Source organism: Mesorhizobium sp. LCM 4576 (genome assembly GCF_001854815.1).
Lineage (GTDB): Bacteria > Pseudomonadota > Alphaproteobacteria > Rhizobiales > Rhizobiaceae > Mesorhizobium > Mesorhizobium plurifarium.
Genome location: NZ_MDDT01000040.1, coordinates 58485 through 77052, shown reverse-complemented (window position 1 = coordinate 77052; position 18568 = coordinate 58485). Strand labels below are relative to the sequence as shown.

The 18568-nt window shown below is 64.6% G+C and carries 16 protein-coding genes and 1 pseudogene; 8 read left to right on the top strand and 9 right to left on the bottom strand.

What is annotated here, in order from left to right; all coding sequences use genetic code 11:
• Positions 1–20 precede the first annotated feature (20 nt).
• Positions 21–3116, bottom strand: coding sequence for an excinuclease ABC subunit UvrB (gene uvrB / locus LCM4576_RS22260; RefSeq protein ID WP_071034677.1), 3096 nt, complete (start codon positions 3114–3116; stop codon positions 21–23).
• A gap of 316 nt (positions 3117–3432) precedes the next feature.
• On the bottom strand, positions 3433–4683 hold the full coding sequence (locus tag LCM4576_RS22255; protein WP_407067391.1) for a hypothetical protein: 1251 nt from the start codon (positions 4681–4683) through the stop codon (positions 3433–3435).
• A 236-nt stretch (positions 4684–4919) separates the two neighbouring features.
• Between LCM4576_RS22255 and LCM4576_RS22250 the strand changes: the two genes are divergently transcribed.
• The gene (locus tag LCM4576_RS22250) at positions 4920–5834 is read left to right on the top strand and encodes a CapA family protein (protein WP_320411868.1); all 915 of its coding nucleotides are present in this window, start codon (positions 4920–4922) and stop codon (positions 5832–5834) included.
• A gap of 82 nt (positions 5835–5916) precedes the next feature.
• Positions 5917–6888, top strand: a complete 972-nt coding sequence (locus LCM4576_RS22245; RefSeq protein ID WP_071034674.1) for a DUF3137 domain-containing protein — start codon at positions 5917–5919, stop codon at positions 6886–6888.
• Positions 6889–6891: 3 nt separating this feature from the next.
• Here LCM4576_RS22245 and LCM4576_RS22240 read toward each other — a convergent pair whose 3' ends face one another.
• On the bottom strand, positions 6892–7374 hold the full coding sequence (locus LCM4576_RS22240; RefSeq protein ID WP_071034673.1) for a YegJ family protein: 483 nt from the start codon (positions 7372–7374) through the stop codon (positions 6892–6894).
• A 179-nt stretch (positions 7375–7553) separates the two neighbouring features.
• Here LCM4576_RS22240 and LCM4576_RS22235 point away from each other — a divergent pair, with 179 nt between their 5' ends.
• Positions 7554–8180: a hypothetical protein gene (locus tag LCM4576_RS22235; RefSeq protein WP_041012796.1), complete on the top strand. Its 627-nt coding sequence runs from the start codon at positions 7554–7556 to the stop codon at positions 8178–8180.
• Positions 8181–8189: 9 nt separating this feature from the next.
• On the opposite strand, the gene LCM4576_RS22230 is transcribed toward LCM4576_RS22235, so the two are convergent.
• Positions 8190–8705 carry a hypothetical protein gene (locus LCM4576_RS22230; protein WP_071034672.1) on the bottom strand — a complete coding sequence of 172 codons (516 nt, stop codon included), beginning with the start codon at positions 8703–8705 and terminating at the stop codon, positions 8190–8192.
• Between the two features lie 140 nt (positions 8706–8845).
• The gene (locus LCM4576_RS22225; RefSeq protein WP_071034671.1) at positions 8846–9973 is read right to left on the bottom strand and encodes a hypothetical protein; all 1128 of its coding nucleotides are present in this window, start codon (positions 9971–9973) and stop codon (positions 8846–8848) included.
• A 1037-nt stretch (positions 9974–11010) separates the two neighbouring features.
• On the opposite strand from LCM4576_RS22225, the gene LCM4576_RS22220 reads away from it, so the two are divergent.
• The gene (locus LCM4576_RS22220; protein WP_071034670.1) at positions 11011–11949 is read left to right on the top strand and encodes a diacylglycerol kinase family protein; all 939 of its coding nucleotides are present in this window, start codon (positions 11011–11013) and stop codon (positions 11947–11949) included.
• Between the two features lie 71 nt (positions 11950–12020).
• Here the strand turns inward: LCM4576_RS22220 and LCM4576_RS22215 are convergent.
• The 3 genes and pseudogenes from LCM4576_RS22215 to LCM4576_RS22205 all read right to left on the bottom strand — a co-directional run bounded on the left by LCM4576_RS22215 (position 12021) and on the right by LCM4576_RS22205 (position 15758).
• Positions 12021–12937: pseudogene (locus LCM4576_RS22215) on the bottom strand (NAD(P)-dependent oxidoreductase).
• Positions 12934–14145, bottom strand: coding sequence for a mandelate racemase/muconate lactonizing enzyme family protein (locus LCM4576_RS22210; RefSeq protein ID WP_071034669.1), 1212 nt, complete (start codon positions 14143–14145; stop codon positions 12934–12936). Before LCM4576_RS22210 ends, LCM4576_RS22215 begins: the two are co-directional and overlap by 4 nt.
• Positions 14142–15758 (bottom strand): GMC family oxidoreductase, encoded by a 1617-nt coding sequence (locus tag LCM4576_RS22205; protein WP_071034668.1) that lies wholly within the window; start codon positions 15756–15758, stop codon positions 14142–14144. The genes LCM4576_RS22210 and LCM4576_RS22205 overlap by 4 nt, the downstream gene beginning before the upstream one ends.
• A gap of 189 nt (positions 15759–15947) precedes the next feature.
• On the opposite strand from LCM4576_RS22205, the gene LCM4576_RS22200 reads away from it, so the two are divergent.
• Both LCM4576_RS22200 and LCM4576_RS22195 read left to right on the top strand, forming a co-directional pair.
• A complete protein-coding gene (locus tag LCM4576_RS22200; RefSeq protein ID WP_040989615.1) occupies positions 15948–16343 on the top strand; it encodes an acyl-CoA thioesterase in 396 nt (131 codons plus the stop codon).
• Positions 16344–16461: 118 nt separating this feature from the next.
• On the top strand, positions 16462–16665 hold the full coding sequence (locus tag LCM4576_RS22195; RefSeq protein ID WP_052469074.1) for a hypothetical protein: 204 nt from the start codon (positions 16462–16464) through the stop codon (positions 16663–16665).
• Between the two features lie 168 nt (positions 16666–16833).
• On the opposite strand, the gene LCM4576_RS22190 is transcribed toward LCM4576_RS22195, so the two are convergent.
• Complete coding sequence (locus LCM4576_RS22190; protein WP_040989613.1) at positions 16834–17202, bottom strand: helix-turn-helix domain-containing protein; 369 nt, start codon at positions 17200–17202, stop codon at positions 16834–16836.
• 90 nt (positions 17203–17292) lie between these two features.
• Between LCM4576_RS22190 and LCM4576_RS22185 the strand changes: the two genes are divergently transcribed.
• Both LCM4576_RS22185 and LCM4576_RS22180 read left to right on the top strand, forming a co-directional pair.
• Positions 17293–17898: an NADPH-dependent FMN reductase gene (locus LCM4576_RS22185; RefSeq protein ID WP_071034667.1), complete on the top strand. Its 606-nt coding sequence runs from the start codon at positions 17293–17295 to the stop codon at positions 17896–17898.
• A 186-nt stretch (positions 17899–18084) separates the two neighbouring features.
• Positions 18085–18450 carry an avidin/streptavidin family protein gene (locus tag LCM4576_RS22180; protein ID WP_071034666.1) on the top strand — a complete coding sequence of 122 codons (366 nt, stop codon included), beginning with the start codon at positions 18085–18087 and terminating at the stop codon, positions 18448–18450.
• The last annotated feature ends 118 nt before the right edge of the window (positions 18451–18568 follow it).

Genomic DNA, 18568 nt, shown 5'->3' with positions numbered 1-18568 from the left:
AGGGGAGAAGGAAGAAGGCGCTACTGCCCCGGCCGTCCGGTCTTGCCCGGTCGACGCTTTTGGCGGCGCTCGTCGGCCGGGTCCTCGTAGGAGCCGATGCCCGAACGTTGGCGGACGATGGGTTTGTCGTCGCGGCCTTCCGGCGTGGGAGAAATTGGCTGGGGCTTCGCCGGCTTCTTTCCTTCCACCGGTTTCTCCGTTCGCCGCACCGTCATCTCGTCGAGCGAATTCTTGCGGAACAGCGGCCTGGTGCGGTCGCCGGGAATGCCGAAATCGGAGCCATGCGCTTCCTGCGCCGTCTGCTTCTTGAACAGCGAGCGCGACACCGCCCCTGCCGGCGTCGCCATGTCCGTGCCGGGGCCCATGTCGTCGAGCGAGGGCTTGGCGAAGAGGGGCTTCTTCACCGGCACGGCGCCGTCGGCGCCCATCTCGTCCAGATGCGGCTTGCGGAACATGTTGGGGCGGGCAGCCTTGGCCGCCTCCTCGGCGGCGCGGGCTTCGTCGAGCCTGCGGAACCGCTCCTGCTCCTCGGCGGTGCGGTGTTTGGCGACGCCCTTGTTGTGCTTGCCCTTTTCGCGCCCGGATGCAGGACTTTGGCTTTCCACCTCGCGCGCCAGCGGGTCGTCGGAGATGGCGAGCTCCATCTCGCGCARCCGCTTGATCTCGTCGCGGATGCGCGCCGCCTTCTCGAAGTCGAGATTGGCGGCGGCATCGCGCATTTGCTTGTCCAGCGCCTCGAGATGGGTCTTCAGATTGTTGCCGATCATCGCTCCGGCATCGTCGGTGAACTGCGAGATGTCGGCGCGGACATGGTCCTTCTCGTAGACCGAGTCGAGAATGTCGGCGATGCGCGACTTGACCGATTCCGGCGTGATGCCGTTGGCGGCGTTCCACTCCATCTGCTTCTCGCGGCGGCGGTTGGTCTCAGCCATCGCCCGCTCCATCGAGCCGGTGATCTGGTCGGCATAGAGGATGACCTTGCCGTCGACGTTTCGCGCGGCGCGGCCGATGGTCTGGATCAGCGAGGTCTCCGAGCGCAGGAAGCCTTCCTTGTCGGCATCGAGGATGGCGACGAAGCCGCATTCGGGAATGTCGAGGCCCTCGCGCAAGAGGTTGATGCCGACCAGCACGTCGAAGGCGCCGAGGCGCAGGTCGCGCAGGATCTCGATGYGCTCCAGCGTGTCGATGTCGGAATGCATGTAGCGGACGCGGATGCCGTTCTCGTGCAGGTATTCGGTCAGGTCCTCGGCCATGCGCTTGGTCAGCACGGTGACCAGCGTCCGGTAGCCGGCCCGGGTGGTGTCGCGGATCTCGCCGACGACGTCGTCGACCTGGCTCTTGGYCGGACRCACCTCGACCGGCGKGTCGATCAGGCCAGTCGGGCGGATGACCTGCTCGGCGAAGACGCCGCCGGACTGTTCCAATTCCCAGGCACCCGGCGTCGCCGAAACCGCGACCGAGAGCGGGCGCATGGCATCCCATTCCTCGAAACGCAGCGGCCGGTTGTCCATGCAGGAGGGCAGGCGGAAGCCGTACTCGGCCAGCGTCGCCTTGCGGCRGAAGTCGCCGCGATACATGCCGCCGATCTGCGGCACGGTGACATGGCTTTCATCGATAAAGATCAGCGCATTGTCCGGCACATATTCGAACAAGGTCGGCGGCGGCTCGCCCGGCTGGCGGCCCGTGAGATAGCGCGAATAGTTCTCGATGCCGGCRCAGGAACCGGTCGCCTCCAGCATCTCCAGATCGAAGCGCGTGCGCTGCTCCAGGCGTTGCGCTTCCAGCAAACGGCCAGCCTTTTCAAGCTCTTGCAAGCGGTGCTTGAGCTCTTCCTTGATCGACTTGATGGCTTGATTCAACGTCGGGCGCGGCGTCACATAGWGCGAGTTGGCGTAGATCTTGACGCTCTTCAGCTCGCCCGTCTTCTGGCCGGTCAGCGGATCGAATTCGGTGATCGATTCAATCTCGTCGCCGAACATCGAGATGCGCCAGGCGCGATCCTCAAGGTGGGCCGGGAAGATCTCGATCGTGTCGCCGCGCACGCGAAACGAGCCGCGCACGAAGTTGACGTCCTGGCGCTTGTATTGCTGGGCGACGAGGTCGGCCAGCAACGAGCGCTGGTCGAGCCGGTCGCCGACCTGCATCTGGAAGGTCATCGCCGTATAGGTCTCGACCGAGCCGATACCGTAGATGCAGGACACCGAGGCGACGATGATGACGTCGTCACGCTCCAGCAGCGAGCGCGTTGCCGAGTGGCGCATGCGGTCGATCTGCTCGTTGATCGAGGATTCCTTCTCGATATAGGTGTCGGTACGTGGGACGTAGGCCTCCGGCTGGTAATAGTCGTAGTAGGAGACGAAATACTCGACCGCGTTCTCGGGGAAGAACTTCTTGAACTCGGCGTAGAGCTGCGCGGCCAGCGTCTTGTTGGGCGCCAGGATCAGGGCAGGGCGCTGCGTCTCCTCGATCACCTTGGCCATGGTGAAGGTCTTGCCCGAGCCAGTGACGCCGAGCAGCACCTGGGTGCGGTCGTTCTGCTCGACGCCTTCGACGAGGTCCTTGATGGCGGTCGGCTGGTCGCCGGCCGGTTCGAAATCCGACACCATCTTGATGGCGATGCCGCCTTCCGATTTTTCCGGTCGGGCCGGACGGTGCGGCGTCCAAAGCTGGCCGTCCTTGTGCAGCGGATTGCCGGATTCGATCAGCGCCGACAGCGCGGCGACGGTCGCGGTGACGCCGCTCGAGGAAACCTGCTCGGCGTCCTCCAGGCTGATGTCGAGGCCGGCCACCGGATTGAGGCCGGCGGCCGCGCGTTCCTTGGCCGAGGCTGCGCCGCCCATCGAGGTGCCGCGCGCGGTGCGCCCGGGCGCCGACGAGCGTTCGGGGATCTTTTTGGGAGCTTTCGCCTTCGGCTGCTTTTCCGCCTCGCGCTCGATCTCCCCGACCCAATCGGAGATCGAGCCGGTCAGCGGCGCGCCGGAAAATTCGGCCTGCGGCGCCTCGGCGAAACCACCCGGCTTCAACGGCTCGGCGGCGTCGAGGAATTCGGTCAGTGGGCTGCGCCGCTTCGGCGCGCCGTCTTGCGAAGGCGTCTTCTTGTCAGGATGTCTGGCCATGCCCCGAATATGGGTGGACTCGGCCAAAATGGAAAGAGCCGAGTGCATGGGCGCCGGCCGGGCGCGGACGCTGCTGACAGAAGGCTGTCAGGAGGGGCGTCATGATCCGATGGGAGAGCGAACGCCGACCTCAAAGGTTCTTCGCCCCCGCCAGAGGCGGGGGAGAGGTGTCCGCGAAGCGGACGGAGAGGGGGCTTCGTAAGGCGGAAGCCCTTCTCCTTGAGGCGCTTTCGCCGCCCGAACCGGCGCTCCCCTCTCCGTCTCGGCTTCGCCGAGCCACTTCTCCCCCATTTCATGGGGGCGAGGAACCCAAGACTCAGTTGAACCACAGCGCGAAGGTCAAGAATCCGGCGCCGCCGAACTCGCGCTGGATCTGGTCGAAATCGTCGCTGCTGAGGATCCTGCCGCTTTCGAGATAGGGCGCGATGCCGGGGCCGGTGATCGACAGCACGAGGTCAAAGGGTTTCGGCTCGTCGAAGAAGCGCTTCATGTTGATGCCCTTGCCGGCGATGCGGAAATGCGGCAGCAGCGCGCGGCCTTCGAGAAGGTCCTCGGCCAAAGTCAGCGTGGCGAGCCAGGCCTGCACCTGTTCCTCGCCGACCTCGAGGCCGGTCAGCGGATTGAGGCCCTTCTGCTGCGGTCCCGGCAACCATTCGCGGTCATTGTCGGTCTCGGCCAGGATCGCTTTCCAGTCCTCGCGCGACAGCCGGATCATCTCCAGCAGGTGGCGGCGCGCGGYCTGCCGGCGTTCCGGCTCGATCACCGGCCAGTTGACGAGATGCACCAGCGAGATGAAGTCCGCAAAGCGCCATTCCGAGGCGAACATGTTGCCGCTCATGCCGCCGTCCAGCGRCACCAGCGCGTCCTGCAGCGGCAGTTTGGCGCGCGGGAAGAGCATGTGGAACGAGCCGTCGAAGGCATTGCGGAAATCATGCGCCAGCCAGAAATCGGCCTGCGCCATCAGGAATTCGGCATAGCCTTGCAACCAGAAACCGTCGGCGCGGTCGAAGCGGAAGGTGAGCGAAGGCGCCGCATTGCCGGTGTCGATGCCGCCGCGTGAGAGCGACGCCATGATCGCGGCGAAGCTTTCGTCCGGCGCAATCGTGCCGTCTTCGTTGAGATCGATGCCGGCGCGGGTGAGATCGACGACCATGCCGATGTCGGCATCTTTTGGCACGGAGCCCAGCGTGGCGGCGGATTTTTCGAGCCGGTCGCGGAAGGCGACCAGGATGGCGCGGAATTCTTCGTAGGTCAGCGGCTGCGGGTTGGGGTTGTCGGGCACGGGCAACTGCATCAGCGGCAGCATGAAGGATTTCGGGCTCTCGAAACCGTGGCGATGCAGGCCGCCGGCGAGAAGCTCGAGCGCGGTGAAGAATTCGCCGGCGCCGGCCGCATAGGCCGAGGCCGGGTCCTTCGCCGCTGCCGCTTCCAGCGTCGACAATGCCGTGTTCCGCTCGGCCACGCTCTTCGCCTCGAACATGGACTTGGCTGCGTCCGGCATCTCCGCCCAGGCGAAGGACGCCGGCAGGACTGCAAACAAGGTTGCTGCAAGGATCGCTCTAAGCATCGTCATCGCCCTCCACTGCCGGCGAGCATACACGCATTTCGGTCGCGGGGTGACCCGCTTCAACCGGCCTGCCAGACAGTCTACACAGGTCGAAACTGGATGGACCCRTGTCGAACTATCCGCTTGCCTACAAACTGTCGTGGCTGCCGCGCCTGCTGAGACCGTCGCTTGGCGGCGACAGAAGCGGGTTTACGGCGTCCGCGGCGGTGTTGCTCGATCCGAAGCCCAGGCGGACGGTGYGGCTGGCCTTCGTCGGCGACATCTCTGCGGTTGCCAATCGCGATGCGCCGGAATGCGCTCCGGCCATCACGACGCTGCTTTCGTCCGCCGACCTCGTGGTCGGCAATTGCGAAAGTCCGATCGTCGAGCGCGCATATGCGGCGATGGGCACGTGGCTCGGCACGCATCATGCGATGAGCGAGCGTTTCCTGGCCGATGCGCTCGCAGCCGCCGGCATCGCGCGCGGCAGGCTCGTTCTGTCCCTGGCCAACAACCACATGCTCGACCAGGGCATCGCCGGTTTCGAGGAAACGCTCGCGGCGCTGAGCCGGCTCGGGATCCGAACCATCGGCACGGTTGCCGGCGGACCTGTCCAGCGTCATGCGGCCGGATCGCTGACGATCGGCTTTGYGGCCTTCACGCTCTGGCGCAACACGGGCGCCGCGCCGTTCGAAGAACGCATCTCGATGCATGCCGCCGAATGGCCGCGCGCCGCCGTTTCCGGCATCGACCTCACCTGCGCCGTGCCGCATTGGGACTGGGAGTTCCGGCACTTTCCGAGGCCGGAGACCCGAGCGCTGGCGAGGCGGCTGGCTGATCATGGCGCCCGGCTGATCACCGGGCACCACGCTCATGTCTTGCAGCCCATCGAGCGCATCGGCGACAGCGTGATCGCCTATGGGCTTGGCGATTTCCTCGGAACGGCCCTTGCCAGGCAGCCATGGCCCGGGCGCATCGGCTCCATTCTTATTGTCGATGTCAGCGCCGATGCCGCCACGCGCGGCGCCATAGCCGCCTACCGGCAGCACTTCTTCATGCGCCTCGCCGATAGAGGTCATGAGCGGCTGGTGCCGGTCGAGGCTCTGGATGGCGCGCTCAAGCACCGGGTCGCGGCCCGGCTGGAGGCGATTTTTCCAATGTCGCAGGCCTAGCCGCCGACCGCAGCGAGCGCAGGCGACTTTCGCGTGAAAAGCGCTATCATGGCCGCGTCTCAGTGGCGGCCGGGGGTGGGCCATGGAAGCAGCGGATTTCATGCCGAGCGAGGCGGTGATCGCGGGGATCAGGCACGGCATCGAGGACTATGAGGCGAAACGGGCGTCGGTCCAGCGGCAGGTGCGCTGGCGGGTGCCGGTGTTCGTCGGCCTGGTCGTCGTCTTCGTCGCGCTGATAGCCTGGCTGTTCAACGCCGCCGCCGATCCCCACGAACAATGGCTCTCGACGCCGCATGTCTTTCTCTATCTCGGCGGCATGGTTGTCGCGGTGCTGCTCTATTTCCAGGCGCTGAGGCCGGCGACCCGGCTGCAGCAATCCTTCCGCGACACGCTGCTGCCGATGATCTTCGGCTTCGTGCGCGACGTGCGCTACCAACATGGCGCGCGGCCGAGCTCCTTCGACAGGATGCCGCGCGAAACCGTCGCCGCTTTCAGCCGGCAGAGCTTCGACGACGTCATTTCCGGACGCTACGAGGATTTTCCGTTCGAGCTCTACGAGGCGAGACTTTGGGAAGGCTCCGGCAAAAGCGAGACGACCGCCTTCAAAGGAGTCATCGTCGCCTTCGAGACCATCGAGCCGTTCCCGGGAACACTGGTCGCGGCGCGCAAGGCCGGCAAGGTAACGCACTTCTTCCGCGGCATGTTCGCCTCAAAGATGCAGGAGCTGTCTTCCGGCGTCGACGACCTCGATGACACCTATGAATTCCGCACCGACAATGTCGAGGCGGCGCGGCCGCTGGTGACCGGCCGGATGGCGCAGGCGCTGACCTGGCTGCGCGAGACATGGCCCTACGACCAGGCGCGGGTGGCGCTCAGCGGCAGCGACGGCTTTCTGTTGATGCCGCGGTCGAAGAACTTCTTCGAGCTTCCGGATATCTCGCAGCCGATCGATTACAACGCGCATGTCGCGCCGATGATCACCGATCTCGGCGCCATGCTGGCCACCGCGGCGCTGGTGCGCAAGATCGGCGCGAGGGATCAAGTGAGCGGATAGACCTCAGCAGTCGAAGCCGTATTGGGTGCRCATGTACTCGGCCTCCTCCTTCGACATCTTCTTCAACATCACGCAGACGGTGAAGCTGCCGACCTGACGGCCGTTTTTGGTATAGCCCCAGTCGGATATATCGTCCCTGGTGAATTCGATGTTCTGGCCGAGGACGACGTTGCGGACGATTTCCGGCTCGTTCGCCAATATGCCGACGAAGCCGGTGTCGGTCCGCTTGAAGGGGATGACCCAGAAATGCTCCGTCGCATTGCCGTCGGCGATCATCACTTTCAGCTTGAACTTGTCGGTTCCCGGCGGCGGAGTGTCGGATAATGCCAGGAATTCATCCAGGCTGGATCGCGCCTTCTCGATCGCCGCCGCCATCTCGGCGTCGTCGGAGGCGATCATCATGGCCTTGTCGTCGCTTTGCGCGCGGACGTGCAAAGGAACGAGCGCCAGCAGCAGGCATAGCGCGATACGAACGGCAATTGTCATGACACCCCCCGGTCAAGGCCAATATCCTTGCGTATTATCTTCGGGCAATGCGCCGGCTTTATCAATCGGAGAACCGGCCCACGACAATTGTCATCGGGGAATGATAAGAGGCGGCTTCGGCCGCCGAAACGAGGCCGCCATCGAACGCGGTGACCGRAACAGCGCGGAGAGGACAGGATATGCGACTGAGATTGGCGGCAGCGGCGCTCGCGGCGATCATGCTTTACTCGGGGCCCGCCCGTGCCGAGGACCCGAAGGCCTTCAAGCTGACGATCGACGGCGTGAGCGTCGACATCGATCCGGGCGAGGATGTCGACGTATCCTTGCCCGGCGGCAAGACCAGCAAGGTAAGGCTCGAGCACAATGATTTCGCCACCTTCTCAGGCGGCACATTCTCCTTCGTCCATCCGAGCACCAATTCGGTGACCAAGACCGATCTCGGCGACGGTATCGCGCAGTATCTCATGGCTTCGGCGCTCGGCACCCTCGTCGTGGTGCAGAAATACGACAAGATGAACCCGGTCTCCCTCAACCAGCTGATGCTRCAGGAGATGACCAAGGAAACGGTCCAGGCGGGCGGGCAGYTGACGCAGCAGCCGACGACCCGCAAGCTTGCCGACGGCAAGGAACTGACCGGCCTCAAGGCTATCGTGAAGACGCGCACCGACAGGGCGGATTTCGAGATCGTCGGCTTCGGCACCGCCGATCAGGGGCTGCTCTTCATCACGCGCATCGGCGATCAGGACAATGCGACCGAACAGCCGCTGATCGACAAATTCTGGGAGACCCTGAAAATTAAACTATAGTGATCCGGATCAAAGACCCGTCAGACCCGCCAACCAGGTCGCCGAGCGCTTCGCCGCGTCCACCGTCGCGCCGGCGGCGCGGCTAAGGTCGGTCTTGACCACGGCATAGCCGGCCTTGGTKCGGTAAAGCACGGCGCGGCCGCCATCGACCGATCCGTCGAAGGCGACGGGCTTCGCCGATTCCGTTTCGCTCGCGGTCACCGTTCCGCCGACCGGAACGCTCGGGCGATGGTCGAGCTCGGGCGGCAGCGGGGCGATGGTTTCGACGACGCGGTTCCTGGGCTTCAGATCCGGCCTGGAGGCTTTCGCGGCAAGCTCGGAAGAAGAGGCCGAGCCCTTGACGCGGCAGATGCCTGAAACCAGCGGATAGTTGAAATTACGCTGATGCAGCATCTGGCTCTTCATCGCCGCCTCGCAGTCGGCGACCGTCGCCCATTTGGCCGGCGTCTCGCCGATATATTCGCACAGCTTGGCGTCGCAGTCGCAGCCGACGATGGTCATGGCGACAAGGGCGGTCTTGATCACGGTCTTGTCCCTTCGAAATTTCTCCCCATCCCACTCGCATCAATCCATGCCGAACAAGGCGGGATTTGGCCGCGATTGTGAAATGTGGATGACGCGACGTTTCCGAAGGTTGCTCAGCCGACGACTGTGACCGAAATGCCTCAGTCATCGGCATAGACATGTTCCAATCTGGCACCGGCCTTGGCCAGGGCCGGCAGGACGAAGTGCAGCTTGCGCACGGCGACGGTCAGCGCGGTGCGGCGTGTGTCGGGCGATACCGGGATCGGCTGGCTGAACAGGATTCGCGAGCCGTCGGGAGCGGTGATCTCCGCATCTGAGGTCACCGTGATCATGATCTCGTCATTGCCGCCGATCTCGACGAAGGAGATTCCCTCGTCGATCAGGCGCGGGATCGTCCCGGTAAAGGCCTGCGAGCGGCCGGTGACGAAGATGGTGCCGTCACCGCCGAGATCGCGCTCGAGAAGCGTGTCCGGCTCGTTGCGCGCCGCCTCGCCGACCGGACCCTTGGCCCAGACATGGATGTCGGGCGGCCCCGGGTCGTCGGCGGTGGCCAATGCCGATCTGCCCAGATCGGCGCACCATTGCTTGACGGTGTCGGCGAGGCCGAAGGCGAGCTTGCGTTCGCTGGTGCGGAGGGAGTCGTCGCCGGTGGCGGGCTCGACGGCAAATAGCCCAGCGCGCTTTTCGGCATAGGGAAATTCATACCACGGCGTCTTGTCGAGAAAGGCGGCATAGTCGCCGGCGACCTTCGCCTGGTAGATGTCGGCGGCAATGCGCTTGCCGGCGGTCGCCTCGGTGATGCGGCCGACGGTGTTCTCGTAGGCCCATTGAAGGGCGTAGTCGATCGTAAGGCCGATGCCGGTGAGTGTCGGCATGACGTAATCGGCGGTGTTGAAGCCGTGGACGGAGCTTGCGCGGATGATCGCCGCATAGTCCTGCCAGTAACGGCCTATGTAGGACAGGTAAGGAAAGCCGCTTGGCTGGTCCTCGTCGACGAAGGCGGCATAGTCGCGCGCGGCGTGGACGGCCGCCCATTTCGGGTAGGCGAGCCACGACCTGGGCGATCGATARCCCGGTATCGCCTGCCGGACCTTCACGGCCAGCTCTGCTGGYGGAGCGCCGTCTGCGATGCCTGGCAGGGGCGCTTTATCGAGGGCAGGGATGGTGAGGAAGCCGTAGRCCAATCCGACGATCGGGATCAGCACGACGGGGAYGATCAGCCAGAGGATTGTCTTGAAGAGTCGCCTCAGCCAGCGCAGCACGAACATGTCAGGCTGCGCCCGGATCGATCGGGCGGCAAAGGTCCGCATGGTCGGCGGAGATGCCGGCGAGGGCAAACTTGCGGATCAGCGGCATGAAGCATCCCTCTTCACGTCACGCTGAACGTTAGAGCAATTCCAGGAAAAGTGTGAGCGGTTTTCCGTCCGGAATTGCGTAAGAACAAAGAGGTAGTGCGTTTCGCCGTTTCCGTGAAACGGTGAAGCGCCCTATCCGATTTTGACGCGGGGAACAGCCAGGCTCCGCAACAAAGCGCGAAAGGGGTTACCGACGGTGGGTCTATCCCGCGGGTGCCGCTCRCCCGTCTGGCGACGCAACGCAGCAGACTGCCCGGCAAGCAGATCTCAAAAAGACAGTCGGCGCTGGGATTTCTCCCAGCGCCTCCCTGTCAGATCAGGAACCGGTTAAGGCAGCAACTTCCGTAAAGTCGTCGCGCCAGGCCAGCCTTGATTTTGACGGTCCTGCCAGTCGCCACCCGAGGGCAGCTCCCGTTCCRGACCACGCCGATCTCCACCCTTGCGGGCTTCGCCCAGCGTGCCATCGAAGGTTTTTCCCGGCCTTCATGGCAGCATCGGTCCGCCGTCGGCGTTGGCACGCTTTCCGCGGCACCCGTAGGTCTCGGCATCCGTCCCTCCAGCAGGCGAACCTGCTCTCGTTCTGGGCCGTACGGGCCTCAGGAAATCCGCCTTGCGCTTTTGCCTTTCGGCTGGGGCGTTCAGTGGCCGCCTGAGATGGGTTGAATGTACGCCGGGTAAGCGGTTCAGGGAATGCCGGGGTGCCTGTGGATAGCGGGATTATCGGGGACCAATGGCAAAAGCCTCGGAATTCGGTGGCCGAACCCCTTAGACAGCCTGCCCGCTTTTTTAGCGACCTTGGATGTTGGAGCCTTGCTCAGCCGCCCGGTCCGCGTTTCAATGTCGGCAAAAGAGTTCGGGTCGGCAAAAGAGTTTGGGCCGGCAACAGAGTTTGGGCGCCAGCGCGGGCTCAGCCGCGCATTTTTGCGTGACGTGCCTCGGGGGAGGTCGGTTTGAAGGTCGGGGTGGTRCTCAATCCGATTGCCGGCGGCGGCAGGCTCAAGCGGCATTGGGCGGAGGCGGCGGCGTCGCTCAAGACGAATTTCGGTGATTTCGAGTTGCGCGAGACGCAAGCCAGCGGCGACGCCGAGCGACTGGCGATCGACCTCGCCGCCGTCGGATGCGACTTGGTCATCGCCGCCGGCGGCGACGGTACCGCCAGCGAGGTGGCCGACGGGCTGCTGCAGGCGCAGGACGAGACCGGCCATGAAAGCGCGCTTGGACTTCTGCCCTGCGGCACCGGCATCGACTTCGCGCGAGGGCTCGGCATGCCGCGCTCCATAGGCGCGTCGGTCAAGCAGATCGCCGATGCCAAGGCGCGGAAGGTCGATGCCGGGCGGGTCTGTTACATCGACGATCATGGCAAGCTGGCCAGCCGCCACTTCATCAACATCGCCAGCCTCGGCCTGTCCGGCGCGACGGATCGCGCCGTCAATGCCGACAAGCGCAAGGGCAGGGTCTCGACCAAGGCGCTGTTCTTTTGGCGCACGGTGCTGGAGTTCATCCGCTACCGCTTCCAGGACGTCAGGATCACCATAGACGATGGCGAGCCGGTCGAGGCGCGCATGGCGCTGGTGGCGGTCGCCAACGGCAAGTTCTTCGGCGGCGGCATGATGATCGCGCCCGACGCCGAGCTGTCGGACGGACAGTTCGACATCGTCATCGTGCGGGCGGCGAACAAGCTCGGCCTGATAAGAGACATCCGGCTTCTTTATGGCGGGCGTCACCGCAATCATCCGGCGATCACCATCCTGCGCGGCCGCAAGGTGCTGGTCGAGCCTTTGGGCGATGCCGAGAAGAACGGCGCGCTGGTCGATATCGACGGCGAGTCGCCGGGCCGGATTCCGGCGACTTTCGAGATCCTGCCCGGCGCGCTGACGCTGAGATGTTGAATCAACGGCCTCGGGGACGGATTCCGGCGATGCGGCCAGGCTCTTGAAATGGCTGGCTAAAAATCTGTCGGCTATATCTCCAGCCTGGCCGGGAAGCCGGGCGCGCGAAGCTCTGTGCCGACGGCATCCTCGAGCAGCTTGACGATCTTGGTCGACCAGGCGTCGCCRCCATAGGCGCGCTTGCCTTCCTCGAAAATCGCGTTGACGCGCGACGCCAGATCGAGCGGCGCGCCGAAATCCCTGCCCATGGCCAGCGCGAAGCCGAGATCCTTCAGCGCCAGGTCCATGGTGAAGCCGATGTCATAGGAGCCGTTGAGCACGAGCTGGCTTTCGGTCTCATGGACGAAGCTGTTGCCGGAAGAGGCGACGATGGCGTGGTAGGCCTGGGCGAGGTCGAGCCCGCCCTGTTTGGCGAGCATCAGCGCCTCGCCGGCGGCGACCAAATGGATGAAGGCCAGCATATTGGTGATGACCTTGATCACCGCCGCCGAGCCGACAGGACCCATCAGGAAGGACTTCGCGCACATCGCCTCGATGGCAGGCCGGTGACGTTCGTAGAGCGTGGCGTCGCCGCCGACGAGCGCGGTGATCTTGCCCGCCGCGGCCAGATGCACGCCGCCGGTCACCGGACATTCCAGCGTCTCGATGCCCTTGGCCGAGGCGAGGACTGCGAGGCGAACGATCTCGTCGCGGCCGTTGGTCGACATCTCGATCCAGGTGCCGCCCGCGGGCAGGCCCTGGAGCAATCCCTCCGGGCCGGCGAGCACCGCCTCGCTGACCTTCGGCGAGGGCAGGCAGGTGATCGCGTTGCCGGCACGGGCGGCGGCGTCCGCCGGGCTCGCCGCCGCCGTGGCGCCGAGCGCGACGAGGCGCTCGACCGCCGCCGGGTCGCGATCGAAGACGGTGACGGCAAGCCGTTGCGCAGCAGGCTGGCGGCGAGATTGCCGCCGAGATGGCCGAGGCCAATGAAGGCGTAGGCCAGGGTCACGGCATCAGCGGCGTCTGCATCATCTGCAGATGCAGGTCCTTGCCGCTATAGGGATGCGCCTCGCAGACCACCTCGTTGAGCTCGACGCCGAGGCCGGGCTCCTTCGACGGGATGACGTTGCCGTCCTGCCATTCGATCTTCTTCTTGAGCAGGGTGGCGTGGAAGCCGTCCCACTGCTTCAGCGATTCCAGGATGAGGAAGTTGGGCAGCGTCACGGCAAGCTGGATGTTGGCGGCGCCGACGATCGGGCCGCAATAGCAGTGGGGCGCCACCTGGATGTGGTAGGCCTCGGCCATGGCGGCGATCTTCTTGGTTTCGAGGATACCGCCGGAGCGGCCGAGATCCGGCTGCAGGATGGTGGCGGCGCGGTTCTCGATGACGCGGGCGAATTCGGATTTCGTCGTCAGCCGCTCCCCGGTGGCGATGGGGATCGAGGTCTGGCGGGCGACCTGAGCCATCACCTCGGGCATATCAGGCGGCACCGGCTCCTCGAACCACAGCGGATCGTAGGGCTCGATGGCGCGGGCCATGCGCAGCGCGCCGGAGGCCGTGAACTGGCCATGYGTGCCGAACAGGATATCGGCCCTGGTGCCGACCGCCTCGCGGATCGCCTTGATCATGCGCGCCGACAGGTCGATGTCGATCAGGCGCGGCTGGTGGCCGTCATAGGCGGTATAGGGGCCGGCTGGATCGAGCTTCACGGCGTTGAAGCCCTGCTCGACATATTCCAGCGCGCAGGCCGCTGCCATATCGGGATCGTTGTAGACATTCTGGCCGCGCGCATCCTCCGAATGGACGCTGCCGGTGTGCGGATAGAGATAGGTGTAGGAGCGCAGCGTCTCGTGCACCTGGCCGCCGAGCAGCTTGTAGATCGGCTTGCCGGCTTCCTTGCCGACGATGTCCCAGCAGGCCATTTCCAGCGCCGAGAAGCAGCCCATGCCGGAGACGTCGGGGCGCTGGGTGAAGCCGGAGGAATAGGCGCGGCGGAAGAAATTCTCGATGTCGTGCGGGTCGCGGCCGACGAAATAGCGTTCGGCCATGTCCTCGATCATCCTGGCGGTGACATGCGCCGAGAAGGTCGCGTTGTAGGCCTCGCCATAGCCGACGACGCCGCCATCGGTGGTGAGCTTGACGAAGATGAAATATTTGCCTCCGATGCCGGGCGGCGGGTTGCCGACAACCCAGGTCTTCACGTCGGTGATTTTCATTTCTGATCCTCCAGAACCAGGTCGGCGCCTTTCCATCCGGTGAGGATCGAGGCGGCGTTGGTGTTGCCCGTGATGTTGTCGGGGAAAATCGAAGCGTCGATGACGCGCAGGCCCTCGAGCCCATGCACCCGAAGCCGTGGATCGACGACGGCGCGTGATGCATCAGGCCCCATGCGGCAGGTCGAGACCGGGTGGTAGACGGTCCCCGAGCGTTTCCTGAAATCCTGGATCAGGTCGGCGTCCGACTGGACCGACGGTCCTGGCAGCACCTCTTCCTCGATGATCTCGGCCATGGCCGGCATCGCGGCGATCTTGCGCACGAACTTTACCGCCGCCAGCATCTCGTCGACATCGGCATTGGTCGAATAGGCATTCGCGGTGATCCTCGGATAGTCGCGCGGATTGCTCGAGCGGATCATGATCTCGCCGCGGCTCGAAGGCCGGCAGTTGGACAGGCCGATCGAGAAACCCGGCCACGGGTCGGGCGTCAGGATCGGACGCTCGCCGCTCTTCGGGATGACGGTCGAGAAAGCCTGGAAATAGAGCTRCATGTTCGGCCGCATCATCGACGGATCGGTGCGGAAGAAGCCGCCGGCATTGTTCATCGACAGCGACAGCGGACCGGAGCGCAAGAGGATGTATTGCATGCCGACCAGAAGCTTGCCCCACCATGGCCGCAGGATCTGGTTCAGCGTCGGCAGCTTGCCCTTGAAGGTGTAGTTGATGCCGACATGGTCCTGCAGATTGGCGCCGACATTGTCGTTGGCGTGGACGACCGGGATGCCGAGACCAGCCAGCAGCGTCGCGGGGCCGACACCGGAGAGCTGCAGCAGTTGCGGCGAGTTGATCGAGCCGCCGGAGAGGATCACCTCGCGGCTCGCGCGCGCCGTCTTCTTCTGCCCGTTCTGCTCATATTCGACGCCGACGGCGCGCTTGCCCTCGAACAGGATCTTGGTCGCCAGGGCGTTGGTCTCGACACGGACGTTGGCGCGCTTCATCGCCGGCCGCAGGAAGGCGCGGGCCGCCGACATGCGGCGGCCGTTCTTGGTCGTGATCTGGTAGACGCCGACGCCTTCCTGGGAGGCGCCGTTGAAGTCCGGATTGAACGGCAGGCCCGCCTGTTCGGCGGCGGCGAGATAGCGCTTGGTCAGCGGGTGCACGGCGCGCGAACAATCGGTGACGCGCAAGGGGCCGCCGACGCCGCGCCATTCGTCGGCGCCGGCCGCATTGTCTTCCATCGCCTTGAAGGAGGGCAGCAGGTCGTCATAGGCCCAGCCAGGATTGCCGGCGGCGGCCCAGGCATCGAAATCCTCGCGCGCGCCACGGATGAAGACCATGGCGTTGATCGAGCTCGAGCCGCCAAGCAGCTTGCCGCGCGGCCAATGGTCGGCATTGCCGGCGAGACCGGGATCCGGCTCGGTCTTGTAGTTCCAGTTGACGGCCGGGTCGAAGAAGGTCTTGCCGTAGCCGAGCGGCATCTGGACGTAGAAGCGCCGATCGGTCCCGCCGGCCTCCAGCACCAGCACCGAGAAGCGGCCCGAAGCTGACAATTTGTCGGCAACGACCGAACCGGCCGAACCGGAGCCGACGACGATGAAGTCATAAGTCTGCATGATGGAAGGGCGGGCTCCGCAACGTCGGGCTTACCCTAGACATTGCCGGCTCGCGGCGTCGCCGTGGCTTCCGGCATGGCTTGTGAAAAAAGCGACCGGCGCGGTGGCGCACATTTCGCTTTCACCAGAGCTTGCGACATGGCGGTCGCATTGCTACGCAACAACAACTGACCTCCCAAGGATTTCGCCATGGTGCATTACGCGGACGGAAAACCTCTTGGCGATCTCACGCTGAGGACGCTCGCCATGCCGTCCGACGCCAATGCCGCCGGCGACATCTTCGGCGGCTGGGTGATGGCGCAGATGGACCTTGCCTGCGGTATCCGCGCCGCCGAGCGCGCCAAGGGCCGCGTCGTGACGGCGGCTGTGAAGGAGATGTCTTTCGCCAAGGCGATGAAGATCGGCGACACGCTCTGCATCTACACCCATGTCGAGCGCGTCGGCCGCACCTCGATGGTGCTTAAGGTCGAAGCCTGGGCGCAGCGTTACCTTTCCGACCTGATGGAGAAGGTCACCCATGCCGATTTCGTCATGGTGGCGCTCGACGGCGAGGGCAAGCCGAAGCCGGTTCCGGCCGAGGCCTGACGCGACCTCCGATTCTCCCAAACCCCGCGGTTTGTAACAACGCCCGCGCGGGAGACGAGCTCCGCGACATCCAATGGTTGCCTTCCCCGCCCACTTTGGGGGTGGCGGAGGAAAGACAATGCGTCAACATATGCTGAACGGGTGGCTCGTCGTAGCCCTTGTCGCCCTGGTCTGCCTGCTTGGCATAACGGCCTATATGGAGGTCAGGAGAGACCTTCCGCGCGTCGCATGCGTGAGGGACTTGAAGGCGATCGGCAAGAAGGTCGCGCAGCCGGAGAACTGCTCGACGACGTGCTGCGGCAGCGCCATCCCAAGCGCCTGATCCGTGGCCGGCTGAAGACAGTCGTCCTTGTCGAGACGGTTGCGCGGAGACACACGWGGCTGACTACGGGGCCGCGGCGGATCCGATCAAAGCCGGAAGGTACGACAGACCCGGGGCCGGACCGTACGATTCATCTACTGGTTCAGAAACCTTTGAACTATAAGGGGTTCAGGCCTGTTGGCTGTCGAATTTGGCGCGCGCCTCGCGGACCCGATTGGTGTTTTTGCGCGCCCATTCGCCGAGTGCGCCGACCGGCACGAGCAATTCATGACCGAGCTCGGTCAGTTCGTAATCGACACGTGGCGGAATGGTCGGAAACACCTTGCGCGTGACGAAGCCATCGCGCTCCAGGCCGCGCAAGGTGGTGGTCAGCATCTTTTGCGAAATGCCGCCGACGGCGGCGCGCAATTCGTTGAAGCGCATCGCGCCGTCGCCCAGCTTACCGACCACGAGCACGGTCCATTTGTCGCCGACCCGTTGCAGGATTTCCGACACGGCCCGGCAGTCCTCGGTGATGTGCGGGTGCCTCAGTAACAAAAACGTGCCTCCTTGCGCGCCGATTTGTCAGTATCACATATAGCGCCGGTATCCAAACGATACCAGAAATTGCCGCAAGGAGAGCCCCTTATGTCCAAGCCCAAAATCGCCATTGTCGTCGGTTCGACCCGCGCCGCCCGCTTCGCCGACGTGCCGACGCAGTGGATTGCCAAGATTGCCAAGGCGCATGCCGATATCGACGTCGAGATCGTCGATCTGCGCGACTGGCCGCTGCCCTTTTTCGACGAGGTCGCTTCTTCCGCCTGGGCGCCGTCGCAGAACGAAGTGGCGCAGCGCTGRCAAAAGAAGGTCGCCGAGTTCGACGGCTTCATCTTCACCGCCGCCGAATACAATCATGCGCCGACCGGTGTCTTGAAGAACGCCATCGATTACGCCGCCAACGAATGGAACAAGAAGCCAGCCGGCTTTGTCGGCTATGGCTCGGTTGGCGGCGCGCGCGCGGTYGAACAGCTCCGCCTGATCGCCGTCGAGTTGCAGATGGCTCCGGTCAAATCGGCCGTGCACATCGCCTGGGGCGATTTCTTGGCTGTCCGCCAGGGCGAGAAGAAGCTCGAGGACATCGAGCACCTGAACCAGGCGGCCACAGCACTCGTCAACGACGTCGCCTGGTGGGCGAAGGTGCTGAAGGCGGCGCGCGCCGCCGACGCGATCGCCGGCGAAGCCCAGGCCGCGTAACGAGCCTGCGTAGAATCATCCTCCCGAAGGGCGGCGCTTGCGCCGCCCTTTTTCATTTTCGGGTGCCGGAGCTGCCTGTCTTGCTTGGATCCCGACCACGTTTTGGCGGTCACTTGACCGCCCGGAACGGCGCGTTAGATGCAGGCCCGAATCCGCGGGAGACGAAGACAGTCGTGGAGGAGCGGAATGCCTTGGCTTGGCAGATGGCGTAATCAGTATGGGTCCGTCCTCGACATAACCGGCGAGGACGGTGGCCGGATTGAAGGCACGTTTCGCACGGCACTCGAAGACAGCAGCTTCTATGGACAGACGGTGCCGATATTCGGCATCGCACATGGCGACGTGATCGGAGTGACGGCCGCCGGCGAGGGCRCGGCCGGCCCCGCCGCGGTGAGCTACACCGGCATATTGCGGGACGGCAAACTGGAGACGATGTGGCTGACGGTGGCAGGCAGCACCATCACCGGCAAGGAGGGCGAAATCGCTTCCCGCAAGCGGGTCGGAACCTGGCGTGCCTTCGGGACCAGCCTCGACACCTTCGTCCGAGAATAGCCGAACAGCTAATAGGCACTAAGCGCCTTTGCTTCGCGCTCCAATGTCCCGTGATTTTGGCAGCGCTTGGCGATCAGTCCCAAATTTGCGTGACATCTACGGCAAGCCACCGCTTGCG

What these genes read in the sequence shown, in the direction of transcription:
- LCM4576_RS22245 (WP_071034674.1), top strand. Translation starts at nt 5,917, where the DNA reads ATGGAAGCAGCGGATTTCATGCCGAGCGAGGCGGTGATCGCGGGGATC.
- LCM4576_RS22200 (WP_040989615.1), top strand. Translation starts at nt 15,948, where the DNA reads ATGGTGCATTACGCGGACGGAAAACCTCTTGGCGATCTCACGCTGAGG.
- LCM4576_RS22195 (WP_052469074.1), top strand. Translation starts at nt 16,462, where the DNA reads ATGCGTCAACATATGCTGAACGGGTGGCTCGTCGTAGCCCTTGTCGCC.